General features: G+C 51.2%; 18 protein-coding genes. 6 read left to right on the plus strand and 12 right to left on the minus strand.

What is annotated here, in order from left to right:
* Nucleotides 1-896 precede the first annotated feature (896 nt).
* Nucleotides 897-1,541, plus strand: coding sequence for an HAD hydrolase-like protein (locus KDX31_12620; protein ID UTW02202.1), 645 nt, complete (start codon nt 897-899; stop codon nt 1,539-1,541).
* Between the two features lie 8 nt (nt 1,542-1,549).
* Here KDX31_12620 and KDX31_12625 read toward each other — a convergent pair whose 3' ends face one another.
* From KDX31_12625 to KDX31_12645, 5 genes are all read right to left on the minus strand, one after another.
* The gene (locus KDX31_12625; GenBank protein UTW02203.1) at nt 1,550-2,404 is read right to left on the minus strand and encodes an isocitrate lyase/phosphoenolpyruvate mutase family protein; all 855 of its coding nucleotides are present in this window, start codon (nt 2,402-2,404) and stop codon (nt 1,550-1,552) included.
* A gap of 115 nt (nt 2,405-2,519) precedes the next feature.
* Nucleotides 2,520-3,542 (minus strand): ornithine cyclodeaminase family protein, encoded by a 1,023-nt coding sequence (locus KDX31_12630; protein UTW02204.1) that lies wholly within the window; start codon nt 3,540-3,542, stop codon nt 2,520-2,522.
* A 68-nt stretch (nt 3,543-3,610) separates the two neighbouring features.
* Nucleotides 3,611-4,768 (minus strand): DSD1 family PLP-dependent enzyme, encoded by a 1,158-nt coding sequence (locus KDX31_12635; GenBank protein UTW02205.1) that lies wholly within the window; start codon nt 4,766-4,768, stop codon nt 3,611-3,613.
* A gap of 22 nt (nt 4,769-4,790) precedes the next feature.
* Nucleotides 4,791-5,768, minus strand: a complete 978-nt coding sequence (locus KDX31_12640) for a pyridoxal-phosphate dependent enzyme (protein ID UTW02206.1) — start codon at nt 5,766-5,768, stop codon at nt 4,791-4,793.
* Nucleotides 5,769-5,789: 21 nt separating this feature from the next.
* Nucleotides 5,790-6,971 carry an aminotransferase class V-fold PLP-dependent enzyme gene (locus tag KDX31_12645; protein ID UTW02207.1) on the minus strand — a complete coding sequence of 394 codons (1,182 nt, stop codon included), beginning with the start codon at nt 6,969-6,971 and terminating at the stop codon, nt 5,790-5,792.
* Nucleotides 6,972-7,296: 325 nt separating this feature from the next.
* Here KDX31_12645 and KDX31_12650 point away from each other — a divergent pair, with 325 nt between their 5' ends.
* On the plus strand, nt 7,297-8,067 hold the full coding sequence (locus tag KDX31_12650; GenBank protein ID UTW02208.1) for an IclR family transcriptional regulator: 771 nt from the start codon (nt 7,297-7,299) through the stop codon (nt 8,065-8,067).
* Between the two features lie 514 nt (nt 8,068-8,581).
* Here KDX31_12650 and KDX31_12655 read toward each other — a convergent pair.
* The 4 genes from KDX31_12655 to KDX31_12670 form a co-directional block, all read right to left on the minus strand.
* Nucleotides 8,582-9,199, minus strand: a complete 618-nt coding sequence (locus KDX31_12655; GenBank protein ID UTW02209.1) for a LysE family translocator — start codon at nt 9,197-9,199, stop codon at nt 8,582-8,584.
* A 93-nt stretch (nt 9,200-9,292) separates the two neighbouring features.
* Nucleotides 9,293-10,333: a hypothetical protein gene (locus KDX31_12660; GenBank protein ID UTW02210.1), complete on the minus strand. Its 1,041-nt coding sequence runs from the start codon at nt 10,331-10,333 to the stop codon at nt 9,293-9,295.
* A gap of 208 nt (nt 10,334-10,541) precedes the next feature.
* Nucleotides 10,542-11,306: a hypothetical protein gene (locus KDX31_12665; GenBank protein UTW02211.1), complete on the minus strand. Its 765-nt coding sequence runs from the start codon at nt 11,304-11,306 to the stop codon at nt 10,542-10,544.
* A 479-nt stretch (nt 11,307-11,785) separates the two neighbouring features.
* On the minus strand, nt 11,786-12,673 hold the full coding sequence (locus tag KDX31_12670) for a LysR family transcriptional regulator (GenBank protein ID UTW02212.1): 888 nt from the start codon (nt 12,671-12,673) through the stop codon (nt 11,786-11,788).
* A gap of 123 nt (nt 12,674-12,796) precedes the next feature.
* Between KDX31_12670 and KDX31_12675 the strand changes: the two genes are divergently transcribed.
* Nucleotides 12,797-13,285: a PACE efflux transporter gene (locus KDX31_12675; protein UTW02213.1), complete on the plus strand. Its 489-nt coding sequence runs from the start codon at nt 12,797-12,799 to the stop codon at nt 13,283-13,285.
* 103 nt (nt 13,286-13,388) lie between these two features.
* Here the strand turns inward: KDX31_12675 and KDX31_12680 are convergent, their stop codons facing one another.
* On the minus strand, nt 13,389-13,853 hold the full coding sequence (locus tag KDX31_12680) for a hypothetical protein (GenBank protein UTW02214.1): 465 nt from the start codon (nt 13,851-13,853) through the stop codon (nt 13,389-13,391).
* A 153-nt stretch (nt 13,854-14,006) separates the two neighbouring features.
* Between KDX31_12680 and KDX31_12685 the strand changes: the two genes are divergently transcribed.
* From KDX31_12685 to KDX31_12695, 3 genes are all read left to right on the plus strand, one after another.
* Nucleotides 14,007-15,527: an amidase gene (locus KDX31_12685; GenBank protein ID UTW02215.1), complete on the plus strand. Its 1,521-nt coding sequence runs from the start codon at nt 14,007-14,009 to the stop codon at nt 15,525-15,527.
* Nucleotides 15,524-16,495 (plus strand): hypothetical protein, encoded by a 972-nt coding sequence (locus KDX31_12690; GenBank protein UTW02216.1) that lies wholly within the window; start codon nt 15,524-15,526, stop codon nt 16,493-16,495. Before KDX31_12685 ends, KDX31_12690 begins: the two co-directional genes overlap by 4 nt.
* 176 nt (nt 16,496-16,671) lie before the next feature.
* Entirely contained in the window at nt 16,672-18,141 is a 1,470-nt protein-coding gene (locus KDX31_12695) for a biotin carboxylase (protein UTW02217.1), read from the plus strand.
* 407 nt (nt 18,142-18,548) lie between these two features.
* On the opposite strand, the gene KDX31_12700 is transcribed toward KDX31_12695, so the two are convergent.
* Both KDX31_12700 and KDX31_12705 read right to left on the minus strand, forming a co-directional pair.
* Nucleotides 18,549-20,153 carry an ABC-F family ATPase gene (locus KDX31_12700; protein ID UTW02218.1) on the minus strand — a complete coding sequence of 535 codons (1,605 nt, stop codon included), beginning with the start codon at nt 20,151-20,153 and terminating at the stop codon, nt 18,549-18,551.
* Nucleotides 20,154-20,479: 326 nt separating this feature from the next.
* Nucleotides 20,480-21,091 (minus strand): DNA-3-methyladenine glycosylase 2 family protein, encoded by a 612-nt coding sequence (locus KDX31_12705; GenBank protein ID UTW02219.1) that lies wholly within the window; start codon nt 21,089-21,091, stop codon nt 20,480-20,482.
* Nucleotides 21,092-21,163 lie beyond the last annotated feature (72 nt).

Raw genomic sequence — 21,163 nt, forward strand, 5'->3', positions numbered from 1 at the left:
CGCTGGAAGCGGCTCCCAAAAAAGCGGTTAGATCATCGATTTCATTGCGGGATTTAATCGTAGGCTCAATCGTAGGAGCTGCATCCTGCAGCGATTTAACTATCCACCGGCACCCACAATTGCCGCTGGAAGCGGCTCCCACAAAAGCGGTTTGATTGTAGGCTCAATCGTAGGAGCTGCATCCTGCAGCGATTTAACTATCCACCGGCACACACCGGCACCCACAATCGCGCCTGGAAGGTGCTCCTACAACAGCGGTTAGATCATCGATTTCATTGCGGGGTTAAATTGTAGGTTTAATCGTAGGAGCTGCATCTTGCAGCGATTTAACTATCCACCGGCACCCACAATCGCCGCTGGAAGCGGCTCCCACAAAAGCGGTTTGATTGTCGGCTCAATCGTAGGAGCTGCATCCTGCAGCGATTTAACTATCCACCGACACCCACAATCGCCGCTGGAAGCGGCTCCCACAAAAGCGGTTTGATTGTAGGCTCAATCGTAGGAGCTGCATCCTGCAGCGATTTAGCTACACACCGGCACATACAATCGCCGCTGGAAGCGGCTCCCACAAAAGCGGTTAGATTGTAGGTTTAATCGTAGGAGCTGCATCCTGCAGCGATTTATCTACTCACCGGCACCCACAATCGCCGCTGGAAGCGGCTCCCACAAAAGCGGTTTGATTGTCGGCTCAATCGTAGGAGCTGCATCCTGCAGCGATTTAGCTACACACCGGCACACACAATCGCCGCTGGAAGCGGCTCCCACAAAAGATACGACCACCCTATGTTTTTCCGGAGCCCGGACAAGCGTAGCGTTCGGACAACGAGCCACGATCTTTAAAATTGTGTACAATATCACCCCAGTCTCTTCAACCCGATATACACGAAGATAAACCCATGAACACTCTGTTTTTTGATCTCGACGGCACCCTGCTCGACTCTCAAAGAGGCATTGCCGAATCGATCCAAAGCGCGCTCTCCGGTCTCGGTTATCCACAGGCCCCGGCAGAGCAGTTACAACGCTGCTTTGGCCCGCCGATTCGCGATAGCTTTGCCCGGCTGATGCAGACTGACGAACTCACTCTGATAGAGGACGCGGTGTTCCGCTTCCGGCAGCATTACCTGCAGCAGGGGATCAGAAACTACAGCATCTATCCCGGTGTCAGGGAGGTGCTGGAGCAACTTGCAAACGCCGGGCTACGGTTACGGGTACTCACGGTTAAACCACAGCCACAGGCTGAATGGCTGCTGCAGGATGCCCGGCTGGCTAGCCTGTTTGATGGTATTCATGGGAGTGAACTGAACGGAGATAAGAGTGATAAAACCGGGCATCTGGGTGAGTTAATCCAGCATCACCCCCGCCCTCACAGCAACCACTGGATGATCGGTGACCGGGGCAGTGATATTCAGGCGGCCAGAGCACATGGACTGAACTCGGTTGCGGTCAGCTGGGGTTATGGCGAAGCTGACGAGCTGAACGGTGCCAACAGTGATTACCTGATTGACGAACCTGCGGCACTGATCGGGCTTCTGCTTAAATAGTTAACCGCTTAACTGGCAACGGGGTCGAGGTAATCGTTACTGATGGCCGTAAATCGCTGCTGCCGGGCAAAACGTCCGATCAGTTGTTTGGCACTCTGCTCACAACCGGCGACTTCCCCCTGATGCAGTTGCAGCAGCGACTGATAGGCCGCCTTAACGGAGTCCTCATAGGCACGATGACCATTGAAATGGATCCGCACCCCCAGCTGCATCAACTCTTCTGAGTCGAGTACAGACGGGGCATAGTCGATCAGCATCAGCGGCAGATCGGTGACCCGGTTGAGCTGTACCAGCAACGCCTTGGAGATCTGACCAAAAATACAGATGCCATCCACGCCGGTGCGACTGTAGGCGTCCACCCGTTCGAGCAGATCCCGATGGGGCTGCTGTGCATGGGTGCGGGCAAAGATTCCCAGGTTAACATCTTGACGGGCGTTCAGTGCCGCCAGCAGTTTACTGCAGCCCTCTTCAACACTGCTGAGATTCAGCTCCGGCTGTTTATACGGTCTGGGGATAACCGTATCTTCGATGGTAATAACCGCAGCACCGGCATGTTCAAGCTCAGCCACGGTGCGCATCACATTGAGGGCATTCCCGTAACCGTTATCGCCATCGATAATCACCGGCAGATCGGATGCCAGACACACCCGGCGGGCCTGTTGCGCCAGTTCGCTCAGGGTCAGCAGATAGATATCCGGCACCCCGAGAGACATCAGCGAGGCCACAGAGCCGCCGAGTATGCCAACCTGAAAGCCTATATCATCCGCCATCCGTGAGGACAGGGGGTCAAATACCGACGCGCATGTAACACACTGCTGACTATCCAGCAGTTCACGCAGTCGTAATCGCGCAGCAGAACTCATAATCAGTACCTGTAGGATAAAAAATTAAGTGAAGTAACACCCCTGCCTGACAGTCAGGGGTGTTGTAAGCGGGCTGATAACAAGGGAGAACTTATCTAATGGCTTTCATTATGACTTACAGCATGACTGCCTGAGCCAGTCCCTTCTTCTGCGCCAGTCCGACCGCTGCGGAAGCAACCGCCAGATCCTGCAGGCCCACACCGGTGCCATCAAACAGGGTGATCTCCTGGTCATCACGACGGCCCGGATGGGTGCCATTAATCACCTCACCGACAGGCGTGATATCGGATTCACTCAGCAGCCCGGAAGCCACCGCGTGCTGGGCTTCACCGATGGAGATCGATTGCGCCACCTCATCGGTAAATACCGAAGCGCTCGCCAGCAGTTCAGGATCAACTTCCTGCTTGCCTTTAGTGTCGGTGCCCATACAGGCGATATGGGTGCCTGGCTTAATCCACTGCTTCATCAGCAACGGTTCAAAGGCTGAGGTAATGGTGATAATGACATCCGCCTCAGCCCCCAGCTGTTCCTGCTCAACCGCTTCAAAGGGGATCGCCAGTTCTTCACACACTGCTGCCAGCCGGGACAGATATTCCGGGTGGGGATTCCAGGCAACCACTTTTTCAAAGTTGCGCTGCTCAACGGCGGCGCGCAACTGGAAAGTTGACTGATGTCCGGCACCCACCATTCCCAACACCCGGGCATCTTTACGCGCCAGATGGGCGATCGATACCGCCGACGCCGCTGCAGTGCGCACCGCCGTCAGATAATTGCCCCCCACCAGCGATCGCAGCTGACCGGTGTCAGGATCAAACAGAATCACAGTGGACTGGTGATTGGTCAGATTTTTATCGACGTTACCGGGCCAGTAACCGCCGGATTTTACGCCCAGTACCATTCCGGCACGATCGAAGCCGGACTTGAAACCATAGAGGGCATCCGCATGACCAATTGCTTCCCGGACCACCGGAAAGTTATACGCATCACCACGGGCCATCGCCGCAAATACGTTTTCAACTGCGGTAAAGGCCTCCGGCCTGCCAACCACCTGCTCACAAACGGCTTCAGATACAAGGGTTATTCCCGCTGTTGCATTAACTGTGGCGAGTTCTTCAACTGAAAGCTCTTCAGCACCCATAGATATTCTCCTTAATCAGGTATTAATCAGATGCCCTGACGGGCATCTGTTGATCGGGTTTAAATGCCTTAGTAAGCCTTACCACGGGCCGATACCGGCCACAGGGTTTCAACCTTGCCATTGCGCACGCCAACATAGTAATCGTGAACATTACAGGTCGGATCGCAGTGTCCCGGCACCAGGCGTATCTTCTGGTTAACCTTCAGTGCCCCATTCGGATCGGAGATCACCCCATGCTCATCGGAGCATTTGATGTATTCCACATCATCGCGACCAAAAATATAGGGCAAGCCACTGTCAACGGACTGGGCTTTAAGACCCGCATCACAGATCGCTTTATCGGCTTTGGCATGGCTCATAACCGAAGTGAGAATAAACAGTGAGTTTTCAAACTCGGAGATCCGCTCACCGTTTTCATCATGGATGGTCTGGTAATCGGCATCCATAAAGGCGTAGGAACCACACTGCAACTCGTTATACACTCCGGAAGCGCCCTCAAAGTAGTAAGAACCGGTGCCGCCACCGCCAACGATGTCGCACTCCAGCCCTACGGCTTTAAGCATCTCTACCGAACGGGCCACCATCTCAATGGCGATATCGACTTTTTCTTTGCGCTCGTTATAGTTCTGCAGGTGTTGCATCGCCCCCTGATACGCCTGAATACCGGCGAATTTCAGACCGGGAGCCACATCGATCGCCTGGGCGATATCGACTACCGGCTGCCCCGCAGCCACACCGCAACGTCCGGCACCGCAGTCTATCTCAACCAGACACTCAATCTGCGTGCCATGTTTCTGTGCCGCCGCCGATAACTGGGCAACGTTTTCGATATCATCGACACAGCAGATAGTGCGGGCACCCAGTTTTGGCAGCCGCGCCATACGGTCGATCTTAGCCGGATCACGCACCTGATTCGACACCAGTACATCTTTGATTCCGCCGCGAGCAAACACCTCCGCTTCAGATACTTTCTGGCAGCAAACGCCACAACTGTCGCCCAGCTTTTCCTGCAACAGGGCGATATCGACGGACTTATGCATCTTGCCGTGCACCCGGTGGCGCACGCCCATCTGCTTAGCGTAGTCACCCATGGTGCGGATATTCCGCTCCAGCGCATCGAGATCAACGATCAGACACGGCGTCTGGATATCCGCTTCATCCATTCCCGGGATAGCCGGAACGTCGTAACCTACTTCAAGATTGTGCAGCTCATTCTGTGCATTCATTGGTGTTCTCCTGTCAAAATTGTTAGTCGTTCAGCCACGGCAGTTTGTCGAGATCGACATTACCGCCGGTAATAATTACCCCTACCCGCTTGCCTCTGAAGAGTTCCGGATTTTTCAGAATGGTCGCCAGGGGCACGGCGCTGCTGGGTTCAATCACAATCTTCATGCGTTTCCACACCAGCTTCATCGCCTCGACAATCTCCTCCTCGGTGGCAGTGAGAATGTCGGTGACATGGTTGCTGACAAAGTGCCAGGTCAGATCTTTCAACGGCACTTTCAGACCATCGGCCACCGTCTCGGGAGCGTCATCGGCAATGATGTAACCGGCTTTGAAAGAGCGGGCGGCATCATCGGCATTCAGCGGTTCCGCTGCGTAGATCTTCACCTGCGGTGCGATCGTCGACAGCGTCAGGCAGGTGCCGGAGATCATTCCGCCACCACCGATCGGCGCGATCACCGCATCCAGATTCTCCACCTGACTGAGCAGCTCTTTGGAGCAGGTTGCCTGTCCGGCAATAACCCGTGGATCGTTATAGGGGTGGACAAAATCGGCCCCGGATTCAGCCACCACTTCGGCAAATACCGCTTCACGGGAACTGGTTGAGGGTTCGCACTCAACGATGGTGCCGCCATAGCCGCGCACCGCATCTTTCTTTGCCTGAGGCGCGGTGCGTGGCATCACCACGGTCACCGGAATGCCCCGCTGGCCCGCCGCATAGGAGAGCGACAGCGCATGGTTGCCGGAGGAGTGAGTTGCCACCCCCACCGCCGCCTCGGCTTCGGTCAGGCCAAACACCGCATTGGATGCGCCGCGTACTTTAAAGGCCCCGGCCTTCTGCAGGTTTTCACACTTAAAAAACAACTCTGCACCGGTCAGCTCATTGAGGAAACGCGACGTCATCACCGGCGTTTCATGGATATAGGGTTTAATCCGTTCATGGGCGATCAGCACATCGTCATAGGTGGGGATCGTCATCTTCTGTTCATTTGTAGCGCTCATGGGATACCTCAAAAATTAACGTCAGGCACAGTTCTTACTGGCAGTCTTACGAAAATACTCCTGTGCGGCGGCAACGCCGGACCCCAGGGTGATCGGGTAGTTCAGATCCGCCATCGCCATCTCAATCGTGGCCAGACCCGACAGCACCATCACGTCAGTCAGTGAGCCCAGATGGCCGATGCGGAACGCTTTACCGTTCATCTCCCCCAGACCGATACCAAAGGAAACCCCGTAGGCATTAAAGGCATGCTCGGTCAGTTGATTACTATCAAAGCCTTCCGGTACATAGATCGCGCTAACCGTATCGGAGTACAGCTCCGGCGACTGAGCGCACAGTGTCAGTCCCCAGGCGGCAACCGCTTTACGTACCCCTTCGGCCAGGCGGTGATGGCGGGCATAGACATTCTCCAGCCCTTCTTCAAACAGCATCGCCAGACTCTCTTTCATGCCATAGATCAACTGCAACGGAGGCGTATAAGGGAAACCACCGTTAGCATTCGCCGCCATCATGTCGCGAAAATCGAAGAAGGTGCGGGTCAGCGTGGCGGTCTCCATCGCTGCCAGGGCTTTCTGGCTCACCCCCAGAATGGCCATACCGGTATTCAGCATGAAGCCCTTCTGCGATCCGGAAACCGCGATATCAACGCCCCAGGCATCCATCTCAAACGGCATGGATGCCAGTGAGCTTACGCAGTCAACAAACAGCATGGCCGGATGACCGGCTGAGTCCATCGCCTGACGTACTGCCCCGATATCACTCTTAACCCCGGTGGCGGTTTCGTTATGGGTCACCAGCACCGCTTTGATCTCATGACCACTGTCAGCACTCAGAACCTCGGCAAACTTGTCTGCCGGAGCACCGCTGCCCCATGCACACTCAATTACCTGAACATCCAGATTGTGGCGCTGACACAGATCGATCCAGCGGTGGGAAAACATCCCGTAGCGGGCGATCAGTACTTTGTCACCCGCTGACAGGGTGTTACAGATAGAGGCTTCCCAACCGCCGGTACCACTGGACGGGAAGGTAATCACTTCACCAGTCTCAGTACCAAAAACACGTTTGCAGTCGCGCAGTACCGGAGCGAATGTTTCAACAAAATCCGGCGCGCGGTGATCGCGGGTCTGGAGATGCATCGCATTGCGTAACCGATCAGGAATATTGGTCGGGCCGGGTATAAAAACAGGATTCTGATCTGTCATGGTGAATACTCTTTATAAGTGTTGGAAAAAAGCACTCTGCTCAGGATCGTCTGAAGCAGTAAGACTTAAGTGTTATTCACCATAAGAACAACGCATAACTTCCGCAATACGCAAATATTCCATATTATGAAATTTTAATAATTTACCAGTCCACTTTTACTAACCAACTGAAATTAAAAGAATAAAATAGTAATAATGGTTAAAAACTAAGAATTTCATATTATGAAATACAGCTTTTTATTGTTGCCATGTGGTAATTTCATGAAAAATTGCACACTATAAAAAGCATCAGCCGATTAACATCAGTCTTTAACAGGAGATCTCTATGTCAGAATCAAAACCGGAAGCCCGGATTCAGGTTATCGACCGTGCGACCCTGCTACTGGATGTGATCTCCCGCTATTCAAAACCGGTAAAGCTGAAAGTACTGAGTGCGGATGCCGGACTGCATCCCTCTACCGCCCACCGGATTCTGCACTCGCTGATCGATAACCGTTTTGTCGAGCGCAGCAGCGCCGGTGAATACCGCCTGGGGCAGCGGTTATTGCAACTGAGCAACCGCTTACACACCGATATCGACCTGCGGGCCGTGGCGATGCCCTATATGGAAAAGCTGCGGGATAAGCTGGGGGAAACGATCAACCTCACCATCCGCGAAGGGGATGTGGTGATCTACTTTGAAAAAGCCACCCCCAACCGCATGATGCATGTGCAGCAGATCGTCGGCAGCCGGGCGCCGTTGCATGTCACCGGTGTCGGTAAACTGATGCTGGGAATGAGTGGTGAACAGGAGATTGCCGGCTATGCCCAGCGCACCAACCTGCCCGCTTACACCCGTAATACCTTTAACTCCCTTGAAGCACTGACTGAGGAGTGTCTGACATCAGCTCAAAGGGGCTATGCGCTGGACAATGAAGAGGCGGAGATCGGTGTCGGCTGTATCGGCGTACTGATCTACGATCAGAGCAACCAGCCGGTGGCCGGACTATCCCTGTCGGCACCGATAGACCGTCGCCGGGATGAATGGATCGGGGAACTGGTTCAGGCGGGCAATGCGATATCGGAACAGCTGGGGTATGTGAAAAGCAGTGGCTAGATCGCCGCTACGCGGCTGGCTAGAAAAAACATCGGAAATAGCGGTCAGGGCTTCGAATTAAAGTGCTTGCGCAAATAGGATGAAAATCGATGGCGCCTGACAGACGTAACTTGCTGCAAAAAATAAATCTTTCCCTTTTTTGGCATCATGCGTTCCGCATTTTATCATCAAAAATAGCTTTAGCCTCAGACGTAAGTTTTTGTGCAATAACAGCTCGCTCATCCGAACATTCATACCAAAACTGTACATTATTACCACCTAAATCCTGGGCAGTAGTAAAACGAATACCTTCTGCATAATCAGGCAACGAACGTAGAATTTAATTTAGTATTAAAATATCTGCTTGGGCAGCAGGGTTTATCGTTATAAACAGACCTTTATTCATTAACTTAATCTCCGTGATTGATTTTCATAACGCCCACAACACAGACGAATTGCAGTGAAAAATTTTGGCATAAAATGGCACAGCCATGCCAAAATGCGTAACGGAAATTTGTCCGAGTGCTTGTGATTTTTATACCCGTTCACTAAAAGCTAACTTAACCCCAAGCGAAGCAAAACTTGCTGCAAACAATTTTTGTATTACCACGCTGGCCCTTTGTGATTGAACAATCATTGCGCGAAATGTGCTAGATAAAAAGCCGTAGATAACAAAAACAACGAAAGTCATAAGCATAAAAACGAGTCCAAGTGCCAACATGCTAATTAACGCATTCTCGGTATTACTTGTTATAAATTGAGGTAAAAATGCCAAGAAGAAGATAGAAAGCTTAGGGTTTAATATGTTGAGCAGAAATCCTTTTAAGATAATGCCGGAATATTTTTTATTGGATTTTTCTTCATTGACGGAAAGAGGGGAAGAAGCCCGCCACATTTTCCACGCTAGATAGAGAAGGTAAGCAGCGCCAGCATATTTAACAATTTGAAAGGCAATAGCACTAGTATGAAAAATGACAGCAAGGCCTAGAGTACTAGCTAATAGGGCGGGGATAATTCCGAGCGTACATCCTAGTGCCGCAAAGAGGCTCGCTTTTCTCCCGACGAATAGTCCAGTAGAGACAGTATATAACACCCCAGTTCCAGGAATTAGCACGACGACTAAGGAAGTGAGTATAAAATCTAACGATATCATGATGTGCTTCCTATTCCGTTAAAGAGTATAACGCTCAGCTAAGGGGCAAAGCGCGCAGTGCTTTGTCCCGCTTGAGCGTCTTTGTTATGTGCATTACTCTCCGCCCTTGAAGTAACCTGCTATACCAAATATACCTGAAGCTAGCGCAACTATGGCCGATATTGCCAAAAAACATCTTCTTTTATAAAAAGGCATAGATTCCAATTCTGAAGATTCTAAAGATATTTCCCCTAAACTCATTTCCTTCTTCATTAAGTCCCAACCACGACTCGCACTTACACTTTCATTCAAGACATCACCACCCAGAACCGAATTTATTACTGCAATCTCAGAAGGTAGCTCTTCCTGAACATCAGATGACTCCTTAAGCAAGCCAATGGAATCAACAAATGACTTTACATATAACGCGTATTCAAACAGCGATGAAATGCGTTGATACCTATTTCGTTGATTATTGTGATCTTGAGTTTTCTGTAAGAAAACAATTCCTTGTTTATCAATTAGCAACATATCATCGTTAAAGTTCAAAGATTCATTTTTCTTTAGCATTTCTGCTATGGCTCTCTCTCCAATGTCCGTATGCCTAGTTACTATTTCTACTAAAGAAGACGTTGATATATCAGTATTATTCGGTGTGATTCTTAATAGTGGTTTGCTGCACCAAGAGGTAACAACCATTTTACTTGGATTGGGGCAGTAATGAACATTGAAACTAAACCGGGCTATTGCTTCCAATATTGGGTGGGTAGATAGCTTTTGAAATTCAATCAGTTCAGGAATTGATTGATTAGATGAGAATTTTTTTAGTTGAATGCTAATTATGAGAATGCGATCGCCAATGGTACGCAATCGTAGCCCAATATTCATAGGGCCTTGCTCGCCTAGCTGTATTGAATAGGGGAACCTGTTTGTTGAGAAGTTAATTTCGTATGTTTTTCGTAGCTCAGCGCCTAGAGCTTGATGGAAAAGTTTTGTTGGTTCTAGACTATAAGTTAAAACATCGTTCTCTTGGCGGCAGAAAGTACGCTTAGAATAATTTTCATCTAGGCGTTTAATATAATATTTTCCGTCATCACCGATTGGCACCGGTAATAGACCTGAAACTTTCCACTCTATTTCTAGATCGTTTGTCACTAATTACGATACTCATTTGGGTGCCAGGAGTGGGTGTCGAACCCACTGTCCCAGATCAACTGGGAGCTCCTACCCCAGGTCCTGGCAATAAACTCTAAACTATAATTTTTTGCACATAACGCTGCACTAAAGGGCCGGAGCAGCGTAGCTGCGAAGGTCCCAGTGAGCGGAGCGATCGATTTTCAGTGTTTTGTTAGAGATTTTTCCTCTACATGTTTTCAATACGATCAAGACATGAATCACATATATAGTCAATATGTGGAGGATGATCATCATTCCAAACTGTACCTTCATTTTCAGGAATACTTTCTCCACAGATGCTGCACTCTACCTCTACAGACTCTTCCTTGCAGAAATGACACCTATACACACCATCTTTAAGGGACATGGTTCCCGCATGTCCACAACAACTGCAAAAATAGCCATTTTCAGTTCCGCCGATCTCCTCGGCTTCTAGAATTGCCTTGTGAAGATTTTTCTTATATTCATCTGCAAGTAGATCAAAAGCATTGACTAGTTTAGGATCAATGTGCTCCTTAAGGTCGAAGTCCACAACTAATGAGTTGAATTCGTTGAAAGTTTGCATCAAGCGACCTAGTACATCCTTAGCCTGTTCTATATCCAATGTAAACTTATGATGCTCTATATCATTCCGAATATTTTTGAACCATTTTAGATCTTCTATAAAGTCCCTATTTATTTCATAACCTTCATTCATCAGGAATTGGACCGCATCCCAAATTCCAATGGTATTCTCCTTTTCGATATTCTTAGAAAAGGGGTTTTTGTAGATCAATAGCTCATGAGATTGGGAAACATAATATTTAAGCGCAAGCTCAAAAAAGTGTGAGAAATTTAGGATTGAAAACTTAAAAGATTTTAAATTCCCATTAAGGCCATCTTCATACTTAAGTAGAGCCTCATTTAGGCTATCGACAGCATTCTCAAGAAGGTTAAGCTCTAGTTTAGACATAATTATCTCTAACAGCTAATTATAGTGCCCTTTGGCACTATAACTCCCAGGCACTATAATTCTGGAAATCCGATAGACCAAAAGACATCTTTATATTATATATCAGCAGGTTAGCACTAATTAAGAGAGGCATCTTACAGAATTATAGTGCTTCCAGAGGCCGCGTCCCTGCCATAAACTTGCCTCAAGCATAATACTCACATTTAGTTAAATCAAAGCGTTAGTTCACTATTTTCAGTGTTCAAGGGAAAGGGGGTCCCCTGAACAGGGACAATTGACATACTTTCATCCCTATACCACTGGAATTAAAGGGATCAAAGCCTGTGGTATCCCCGCGAGCAAGCCGCGAAGCCGCATTCTAACCACGGCTTTTTATGCTCTTTTCTTGCTTTTTCGAGCAAGGAAACGAAGTTTCCGTCTAGCCACGAGCAGGAGCCGAAGGCTCCGTTCTAGCAAGCGGCGAAGCCGCGTTCTAAGATTTACAAAGTCAGATCCAGCTGTGACAGCTCTTCTAGCAACCAGCTACCGGCACTGCCCAGGGAGCGGTTTTCTGCCCAGACCACGTCGACACCTTGCAGGCTGGCGACCTTCTGATAGTCCCGTTGCAGGATAATCAGTTCGCCGCTATCCAGTTTTTCCTGTACCACATTGCGGTGCAGAAAGGCCCATCCCAGACCGCTGCATAGCAGGTCCATAATCAGATGCGGGCTTTCTGAAAACCATACACTGGGGCTGAACATCAGCCGCTCATGACTGCGATCACTAAGGTCCACGCTACGCAGCACCAGCTGCCGATAAACACGCAGGTTTGCATGTGACACCGGCTGTTTACCGACAATGGAATGATCATGGCGGCACACTGCCACCCGCTCAGAATAACCGATGCCGCGAAAACCAAACCCCTGTGGATAGCTTTCGCGCTCCAGCATCAGGCCGATATCTGCACGGTTAGTACGCACCAGCTCCGCGACATCGCTACCACCGGGGTCCAGCAGTTCCAGCTGAATATGGGGAAACCGCTGCTCGAAGCGGTGCAGAATCGCCATGAGTGGCCGGTTGGAGATACTCTGCTCCACCGCCAGACAGAGTTCGACCTCATCACTGTGCCCCAGCGCCTGGGCATGCACGCGAAACTCATGCTGACTGTGGAGCACGGTGCGGGCGTATTCCAGCAGTGCTTCACCGCTTTTTGTCAGCACCGGATTGCGGCTGCTGCGGTCAAACAGCTCGACATTGCTGTCCAGCTCCAGATTACTGATCGCTGTACTCACCGCGGACTGCGCCTTACCCAGACGCCGGGCTGCGGCAGAAAACGAGCCGGTTTCGGCCGCCATCACAAAGGCTTCTAACTGATCTGTTCCCGCCATCTGAGCACCCTTAATCTATCTGGTTTTCAGATAGTATCTAACTTTTATCTATCTAAATAAACCCTAGAATGGCCTCCAGAAATTAACCACTGTCAACTGACAGGGATTTAGTAAGGAGTCATCATGAATCAGCTGATTATTACCCGTACACCTCTGGACCGTCTGCGCCACACGCTGATGTTTGAGGCGTTGTTACTGACCATGCTGGCGCCAATGATGTCACTGATGCTCAACAAAGCTATTCTTGATGTCGGTATGCTGTCGGTGGTTCTCAGTATCAAAGCGATGCTGATCAACCCGCTCTTTAACTATTTCTTTGACCGCTTCGATGTGAGTCGCGGAAAGGTTCCGACCGAGCGAACACTGGCGGGCCGCATTATTCACGCGATGGGACTGGAAGTTACCCTGACCGCAACATCCCTGCCACTGATTATCTGGTGGCTGGATGTCACCTTTATGCAGGCACTGGTGGTGGATATGGTGATGATCTTTGCGGTCATGCTATACACCCTGATATTTAACTGGGGATATGACCGGTTGTTTCCTGTCCTTCAAACATCAGCGCAAACGTCAGCTCAGTTGCCAGCTAAAGCGCTGTCGGTAGAAAACTAACAGGGAGCATGAAAGAGGAGCATAAAAGCGGAACATAAAACGGGGTGTTAGCCGCTGTTGAAACACCTGATGAAGCGCAACACTTCATCAGGATCAATCAGGCTTAACCCCCGTAGGGAGTGGATTCAGCCGTGATCGGCAGTTCGGTCTCTACAGCGTTTTCAGCCTCTGGAACAACCACGTCAGCAACTGTTTCTCCGGCAGCCACGTCAAAGGTATCGGCTGGCAGAGGTGATTCGACATACTCAAGATCATTACGGGTCCACCAATAACGGAAACCGTTATCAACCATCCACTGCCCGATCCGGTCCAGTGTTGACCACTCCCGACAGTCGCCTCTGGCGCTGTTGATCCTTAACGGCAGGCCATCCACATAGACGATAGCCGCCCAGGCATAGGGGTGTTTATTAGGATCACCAAAGCCACCTCCCTGCTTGTTTCTGAAGATGCGATAAGCCACCGCATAGTCCCCCAGACGCCCCTGTTCCCGGCACGCAGTAAGCTCCGCCTGGGTGACCGTTCCGGCGATCTCAAGGTAGATCTCTAAACTTTCATTATCAAACATCATGAACCATAGTGTTGCTTTTTTAAAAATACAGTCATACATTATGAGTCATGATGAAAGGTTCTACAACGATTAAGAGGCGACCCCGTTAACCTGAAACACTCTGTTTTCAGTCGCTCCGCGGAACCTTAAACACCCTATGCAATAAGGAATCAGATGAATTCAGGTAACAAAACAGCGATTGAACTGCTTGAAGATCTTCGCGCTCAGCGTATTACGGCAACTGAGCTGCTGGAACAAACAATCGATCATGCGGAGTATGTCGCTGAAACCTATAACCCTTTTTCCGTAAAACTCTATGACCGTGCCCGCGCAGCGGCGGCCAGAGCCGATGAGCTGCTGGCGCAGGGGCTGGGTGGTCCGCTGTGTGGCTTACCGATTACCATAAAGGAATCCCAGTGGCTTGCCGGCGTGCCGCTGACCAACGGCTCTACGTCTGAGACAGATGTCATTCCGCAGGAAACCAGTGCTGCGGTTCAGCGCCTCGAAGATGCGGGGGCGGTTATCTTCGCCAAAACCACCTGCCCTGAGTTCTGCCTTACCGGCACCACATCATCCGAACTATATGGCACCACCACCAATCCGTGGAACCGGGAACGCACCTGTGGCGGCTCATCCGGTGGTGCGGGCGCAGCTGTTGCAGCAGGAGCCGGTACTCTGTCACTGGGTGGCGATGGCGGCGGATCGATCCGCATCCCCGCAGCCTTCTGCGGTATTGTCGGTTTTAAACCCTCTTATAAAGCGGTGCCGAGAGAACCCTGCAATCCGTCCTGGAGCACGATTGTCTCCTATGGACCGATGGCGCGGACAGTCGCCGATGCCCGGCTGATGTATTCGGTTATCGCCGCGAATAATGATGAGCATGCCTATGTGGATTCACTGCATACCCACGCGCTGCACCCGCTCTCATTAGCCGGTCAGAAAGTGATTGTCTCTGAAGATCTGGGTATCGCCCCCATCGACGATGATGTCCGGATGACTTTCCGCTACATCGTGCACCAGCTGAAAGAGGCCGGCGCCGAGATCATCTACGACCATCCGCACCTGCCCTCTTCGGTTATTGCCTGGGCCACTGCGGCGATGTACGACACCTGGAGCTTCCAGAAAGAGAAAGCGGAACCACTGGCCGGTCTGGAACAGGGCACGCTGGACTCGATGACCTTTGGTGCCAGTATCACCGAAGAGGAGTTCAATGCGGCGGAGGATCACCGGGAAGCCATACATGCCGCTTACAAAGCGATGTTTGATCGTAATGAGTGCGCCACGTTCATCACCCCCACACTGGGTGTTGAGGCGTTCAAGCACACCCTGCGCCACCCCAAATATGTCGGCTCCACCCGTATTACCTACCCCTGGCTGGACTGGGCCACGTTTATGTACGATGCTAATCTGATCGGTACACCGGCCTGCGTCCTGCCCATGGGACTGGGGAATGAGAATCTGCCCCTTTCAATTCAGGTGCAGGGGCCAAGGGGAACCGATGCCGCAGTACTTGATGTCGCCGAACAACTGGAAAAGATTATCGGCTGGGATCACTCACCGAAAGACTCCGCAGCGGAACCGCAAGCGGACACTGCTGAGAGTGAACTCGATGAGGAAGAGGGGAAAGGTATCATTCACCAAATGAAACGCGCCCGCGCTCGTCTGTTACAGCTACGCGGGACGGTGACTAAGTGAAAAGTCTGCAATTCGACATCATCAGCGAACTGACCCCTGGCGAGAAATTCAGCCAGCTGTTTAATCGTACCTGGCCTGCCTATCGCGCCTGGTATCTTGATGAAGGCGAAGCTGCACGGCCCAGCTATCTGGAATGCTTAAACGCACTTAAAGAGTACATGCCGGAACTGCTGCCACTGTATAAAGAACTGACCACCCTGCTTGGTTGCGATGATCTTCAGGCCCGCTTCCTGAGTCTCTATTGCCCGCCCACCTTTTACTCAGCCTGTTCACAACTGATCTATAAAAAAGAACGTACGGCCCTGATCCGTAACTATGATTTTCCTGCATTTCTCTGCGAAGGCACCATTTTACAAAGCCAGTGGCTGGATAAGAAAGTCATTGCCACCGCTGACTGCCTCTGGGGTGTGCTGGACGGAGTGAATGATGACGGCCTGAGCGTGTCTATCAACTATGGCGGTCGGTTGGTTGAGGGTAAAGGGTTCGGCATCACTATCGTGATTCGTTACGTGCTGGAAACCTGTACCACCGTGGACGAAGCGATCGAAGTCTTTAAACGGGTACCGGTGCATCTGGATTACAACATCGCTCTGCTGGATAAAGCCGGTCATCACGCGACACTGTTTATTGCTCCAGACCGGGATATCTGCGTCACGCAGGCAACCACCTCGACGAATCATCAGGGGCCGCAGGAGCCCGGCAAGCCTCTATTTCTGGATGATTCACTGACACGGCTGGAGGCATTAAACGTACTGGCCTCGCCACGAGAGACGACCTTAACAGAGACGGTATCAAATTTCCTGCAACCGCCACTCTATCGTCCCCATGATCTCTACACATCCGGAACCCTGTATACCGCGGTCTATCTGCCCGCTGAGGGAGTGGTCAGTTATATCTGGCCACATCACACTCTGGATCTCAGTTTCGACCAGTTCCCCGAACAGATTCTGGATATCCATTATCTATAACTCAACCGCCATAGAACGAGGTGCCCGACCAACCGATGAATACACAGACGAATAAACTCACCTCGCTGCTATGCCGGATCTATAAAGCGATCTTTGGCCCGTCATCTTCTGATAAGAGCGGATCGCCCACACCAGCCCCTACGTTAAACAAAGATAATAATACAGAGGACGTTACTATGAGTACGCCAGACACGAAAACACCCGACAAGCTTCGCAGCCTCTCCGATATATACCGTTTCTTCCGTAACACAACAACGCCAATCTATTTTGTATCGCCGACTGCCTACAACATTCTCGGACTGGGACAATGGATTCAGGGATTTAAATATATATCCCACTTTGACTCCTTCGATGGCGGGCATTTCCGGGTGACCAATGTTGAAAAGAACACCGAACGGGAGTTCCAATCGATGGAAGATATGGTCAACTATCTGTTGAGCCATAAACAATCGGTCGAGCTGTTCGAGCAAGATGGCGGTAACGGCCTGATTCTCACGGTGATGTTTGATGAGGAAGCGGAAAAGATCGCTGAAAGCCTGGGCATGAAGCTTGCCCTGCCATCAGCTGAGCTGCGTGCTCACATCGATTCAAAAATTGTCACCACCCAGCTGGCGAATGAAGCGGGCGTACCCAGTGCACCCAATCTGGTCGATGTGGAAGCGTCCAGCTATGAAGAGTTACTGGCTTTAGCAGCGGAGAAAAAGCTGGGCAACAAACTGGTGGTACAAACCCCTTACGGCGATTCCGGAAAAACCACTTTCTTCATCAACAGTCAGGAAGACTGGGATAAGCGGTCCAAGCATATCGTTGGTGAAAAGCTTAAAGTGATGAAGTATATCAATCACATCCCGGGTACCGTTGAGGCGGTTGCCACCCGCTGCGGCACGATGGTGGGACCACTGCAGACCGACATTACCGGCTATGAAGAGCTGACCCCTTACAAAGGCGGCTGGTGTGGCAACGATATCTTCCCGGAACTGCTTCAGGGCGAACAACGGGATAAGATCATCGCCATGGTAAAAGCGATGGGCGATAAGCTCTACGAGAACGGCTACCGCGGCACATTCTGCTTTGATTATCTGGTAGATACCGATGATGGCGAGGTCTATCTGGGAGAGATCAATCCACGGATCAGCGGTGCCAGCCCGTTAACCAACCTGGTGACATCAAAATACGGTGGTATTCCGCTGATGCTGATTCACCTGCTGGAGTTCATGGATGTTGACTTCGAAATCGACGTTGATGAGATACAGAAGCGCTGGGCTGATTTCGATACCTGGACCCAGTTGGTGCTCAAGCACACTGAAGACAGAGTTCGCCTGATCACCAAAGCACCGCAATCCGGTATCTGGCGGATGCAGGACGATGGCAGCATTGAATTCATGCGCCACAGTATCGACTGGGGTAACGTCGCTGACAACAACGACGCCTTCTATCTGCGTGTCTACGGTGAGGGCGATTACAGTTATCTGGGTGCCGATATGGGAATTCTGGTGGCCCGGGGACGGATGCAATCCGATGACCGGCAACTGCTGCCTCGTGCGAAGGAGTGGGTTAATGCGATTAACGCTCAGTTTGAATACAAAGAACTGGAAGAGCTGGAAGTCCCCTACATCCCTACCGATAACGTGCGTAAGATGCTCTGATCGGAGCAGCCTCTATTCTGTAGGAGCCCCTTTTCAGGGCGATTAACCATCGCGGCGGGACGCCGCTCCTACAACACCTTCCACACCGTAGGAGCCCCTTCCAGGGGCGATAAAACCATCGCGGCGAGACGCCGCTCCTACAATACATTCTACCTCGTAGGAGCCCCTTCTAGGGGCGATAAAACCATCGCGGCAAGACGCCACTCCTACAACACTTTCCACACCGCAGGAGCCCCCTTTAGTATGCCCTCTGGGTGCCTGGGGCGATAATACCATCGCGGCAAGATGCCGCTCCTACGAAGACGTGACGCGTCTGGTATAACCCATCAAAACAAAAAAGCCCCCTCTCCGGTTAACCAGTGAGGGGGCTTTTTTAGTTCCGCAAAATTAGCCGATCACGATGCTATTCAGGCGACCCGTGCGGCCTTCGTCTGGTTATCCAGATACTCATCAAACGTACCCGGAAAGTGGATCACTTGCTGGTCTTTGATCTCGATGATGTTGTTCGCCAGAGAGGAGATAAAGGCACGGTCATGGCTGACGAAGATCAATGTGCCATCGAAGCCTTCAAGGGCGATATTCAGCGCTTCAATCGCTTCCATATCCATATGGTTGGTGGGCTCATCCATGATCAGCACGTTGATATCCATCATCATCAGCTTACCGAACAGCAGACGGTTCTTTTCACCACCGGAGCAGACCCGGGCTTTCTTGTTGAAGTCATCGGCCGTAAACAGCAGGCGCCCCAGCATCGCACGAACCTTGAGGTCGTCATGTTTCGGGGTACGCCACTGTGACATCCACTCAAACAGGGTCAGGTCGCAGTTAAAATCAGCGGAGCTATCCTGAGGACAGTAGCCGATTGAGGCATTTTCAGACCATTTCACAGTCCCCTCTTTCGCCTGCAGCTCATTCATCAGGCAGCGCAGAAAGGTCGTTTTACCGGCACCATTTTCACCGATCACCGCCAGTTTAGCCCCCGCTTCCAGAATCAGGTTACCCTCGGAGAACAGCATTTCATCCTCAAATCCATGCCCCATCTCTTCCAGAATCAGCGCCTGACGGTGCAGTTTCTTATCCTGTTTATAGGTGATTGAGGGGAACTGACGGCTGGAGCTTTTCACCTCATCCAGCTCTATCTTCTCCAGTTTCTTAGCCCGGGAACTAGCCTGTTTAGCTTTCGAAGCGTTGGCAGAGAAACGGTTAACAAACGCCTGCAAATCATCCATCTCAGCACTTTTCTTAGCGTTTGACGTCAGTAGTTGCTCGCGAATCAGCGCCGAGGCTTCCAGATAATAATCGTAATTTCCCGGATAGATGCGCAGCTCACCGTAATCAATATCCGCCATATGGGTGCACACCGCATTGAGGAAATGGCGGTCGTGGGAGATGATAATCATGGTGCTCTTGCGCTGATTCAGCACATTCTCAAGCCAGCTGATGGTGTGGATATCCAGGTTGTTGGTAGGCTCGTCCAGCAGCAGGACATCAGGGTTGGCAAACAGCGCCTGGGCCAGCAAAACCCTCAGCTTCCAGCCGGGTGCCACCTGGCTCATCAGGCCAAAGTGATACTCCTCTGCAATACCCGCCTCCAGCAGGATATCCCCGGCACGGCTCTCGGCACTGTAGCCATCCATCTCGGCAAATTCGACCTCCAGATGGGCGACCTTCATGCCGTCCTCTTCAGACATCTCCGGCAGGGAATAGATCCGTTCACGCTCCTGCTTGACCTTCCACAGTTCGGCATCGCCCATAATCACTGCGTCAATGACGCTGTACTCTTCAAAGGCAAACTGGTTCTGGCTGAGAATACCCAGCTTTTCACCCGGCGTCATAGAGACGTTACCGGCTGTCGGCGTCAGTTCGCCGCTGAGGATCTTCATAAAAGTGGATTTACCACAGCCATTCGCGCCGATCAGACCGTAACGATTACCGTTGCCAAATTTCGCAGAGATATTTTCAAACAGCGGCTCAGCGCCAAACTGCATGGTGATGTTTGCAGAGGAGATCAAAGGATAGGTCCTGAAAAGAGTGTTCTGGAAAGAATGTACTGAAAGAGAATTCTGAAAAAGAGTCCTGAAAAGTACAGGTTAAACAGCACCAAAACGATACTGTTAAAGAAGCGGCAACTTTAAAGAGTTAACGCCCCAATGTCGAGAGGAAGCTGTACATTTATTGAACAAAACAGGGTTTTCTCTGGATTAACCCGGGATAGTGAAACTGAGTGGTCGAAAAGCAAGCCGCTGGTAGCTTTTTACGACGGTAAGCCAACACCTGACACTGTGTGCAGTGGGCTATCAGTTATACACACTCCGCCGCGACTGCGTGAGCGCTGCACTCAGGCTGGCGCGCCCCGGTAATAGTGCCAGAGAAACAGCGACCCGGCACTGCGATAGGGCGACCAGTGTTCTACCAGGTTCCGGGCCTCTTTGGGCGTCGGTTTTTGCTCCAACCGTTTCAACCGCCCCAGTGCCACCAGCAGGGCCAGATCATCGGCGGGAAAAATATCCTGCCGCTGCAGGGAAAACATCAGATAGATCTCGGCACTCCAGCGGCCAAAGCCCCGCATGGATGAGAGCGTTTTAATCGCATCACCATCCGGCATTTGCGCCAGCGCATGAAGATCAAGGGTGTTCGTTAAAACGGCACGGGCCAACCCGTTGGCATACTCAATCTTTCGCCAGGACATCCCTGCATCCCGTAATACCTGATCGTCAGCCGCCAGTAACCGTTCCGCAGTGACCCCGGCCAACGCTGTTTCGACCCGCCCCCGAATCGCCGCCGCAGCCTCGGTAGAGACCTGCTGGCCGATAATAATCGCCAGCAACGCCGCAAACCCTGACGCTCTTTGCCGGGGGGCAGGCGTACCGATCTGCGGCAATGCCCGGGCAATATCGGTATCCACGCTGGCCAGGTCGATCAATGCCTGATCGATATGTCGCTGATCCATCAATACTCCTTAACAAGACCCTTAACAAGACCCTTAATAATAGTAATGCAACATTGAGGATAATCAGATCTC

It is taken from the genome of Amphritea atlantica (assembly GCA_024397875.1).
Lineage (GTDB): Bacteria > Pseudomonadota > Gammaproteobacteria > Pseudomonadales > Balneatricaceae > Amphritea > Amphritea atlantica_B.

Bases quoted from the DNA above. Each gene is read 5' to 3' on its own strand.
- KDX31_12680 (UTW02214.1), bottom strand. From the start codon at position 13,853: ATGATGTTTGATAATGAAAGTTTAGAGATCTACCTTGAGATCGCCGGA.
- KDX31_12630 (UTW02204.1), bottom strand. From the start codon at position 3,542: ATGGGTGCTGAAGAGCTTTCAGTTGAAGAACTCGCCACAGTTAATGCA.
- KDX31_12675 (UTW02213.1), top strand. From the start codon at position 12,797: ATGAATCAGCTGATTATTACCCGTACACCTCTGGACCGTCTGCGCCAC.
- KDX31_12640 (UTW02206.1), bottom strand. From the start codon at position 5,768: ATGAGCGCTACAAATGAACAGAAGATGACGATCCCCACCTATGACGAT.
- KDX31_12655 (UTW02209.1), bottom strand. From the start codon at position 9,199: ATGATATCGTTAGATTTTATACTCACTTCCTTAGTCGTCGTGCTAATT.
- KDX31_12670 (UTW02212.1), bottom strand. From the start codon at position 12,673: ATGGCGGGAACAGATCAGTTAGAAGCCTTTGTGATGGCGGCCGAAACC.
- KDX31_12705 (UTW02219.1), bottom strand. From the start codon at position 21,091: ATGGATCAGCGACATATCGATCAGGCATTGATCGACCTGGCCAGCGTG.
- KDX31_12650 (UTW02208.1), top strand. From the start codon at position 7,297: ATGTCAGAATCAAAACCGGAAGCCCGGATTCAGGTTATCGACCGTGCG.
- KDX31_12625 (UTW02203.1), bottom strand. From the start codon at position 2,404: ATGAGTTCTGCTGCGCGATTACGACTGCGTGAACTGCTGGATAGTCAG.
- KDX31_12695 (UTW02217.1), top strand. From the start codon at position 16,672: ATGAGTACGCCAGACACGAAAACACCCGACAAGCTTCGCAGCCTCTCC.
- KDX31_12635 (UTW02205.1), bottom strand. From the start codon at position 4,768: ATGAATGCACAGAATGAGCTGCACAATCTTGAAGTAGGTTACGACGTT.
- KDX31_12645 (UTW02207.1), bottom strand. From the start codon at position 6,971: ATGACAGATCAGAATCCTGTTTTTATACCCGGCCCGACCAATATTCCT.
- KDX31_12685 (UTW02215.1), top strand. From the start codon at position 14,007: ATGAATTCAGGTAACAAAACAGCGATTGAACTGCTTGAAGATCTTCGC.
- KDX31_12620 (UTW02202.1), top strand. From the start codon at position 897: ATGAACACTCTGTTTTTTGATCTCGACGGCACCCTGCTCGACTCTCAA.
- KDX31_12665 (UTW02211.1), bottom strand. From the start codon at position 11,306: ATGTCTAAACTAGAGCTTAACCTTCTTGAGAATGCTGTCGATAGCCTA.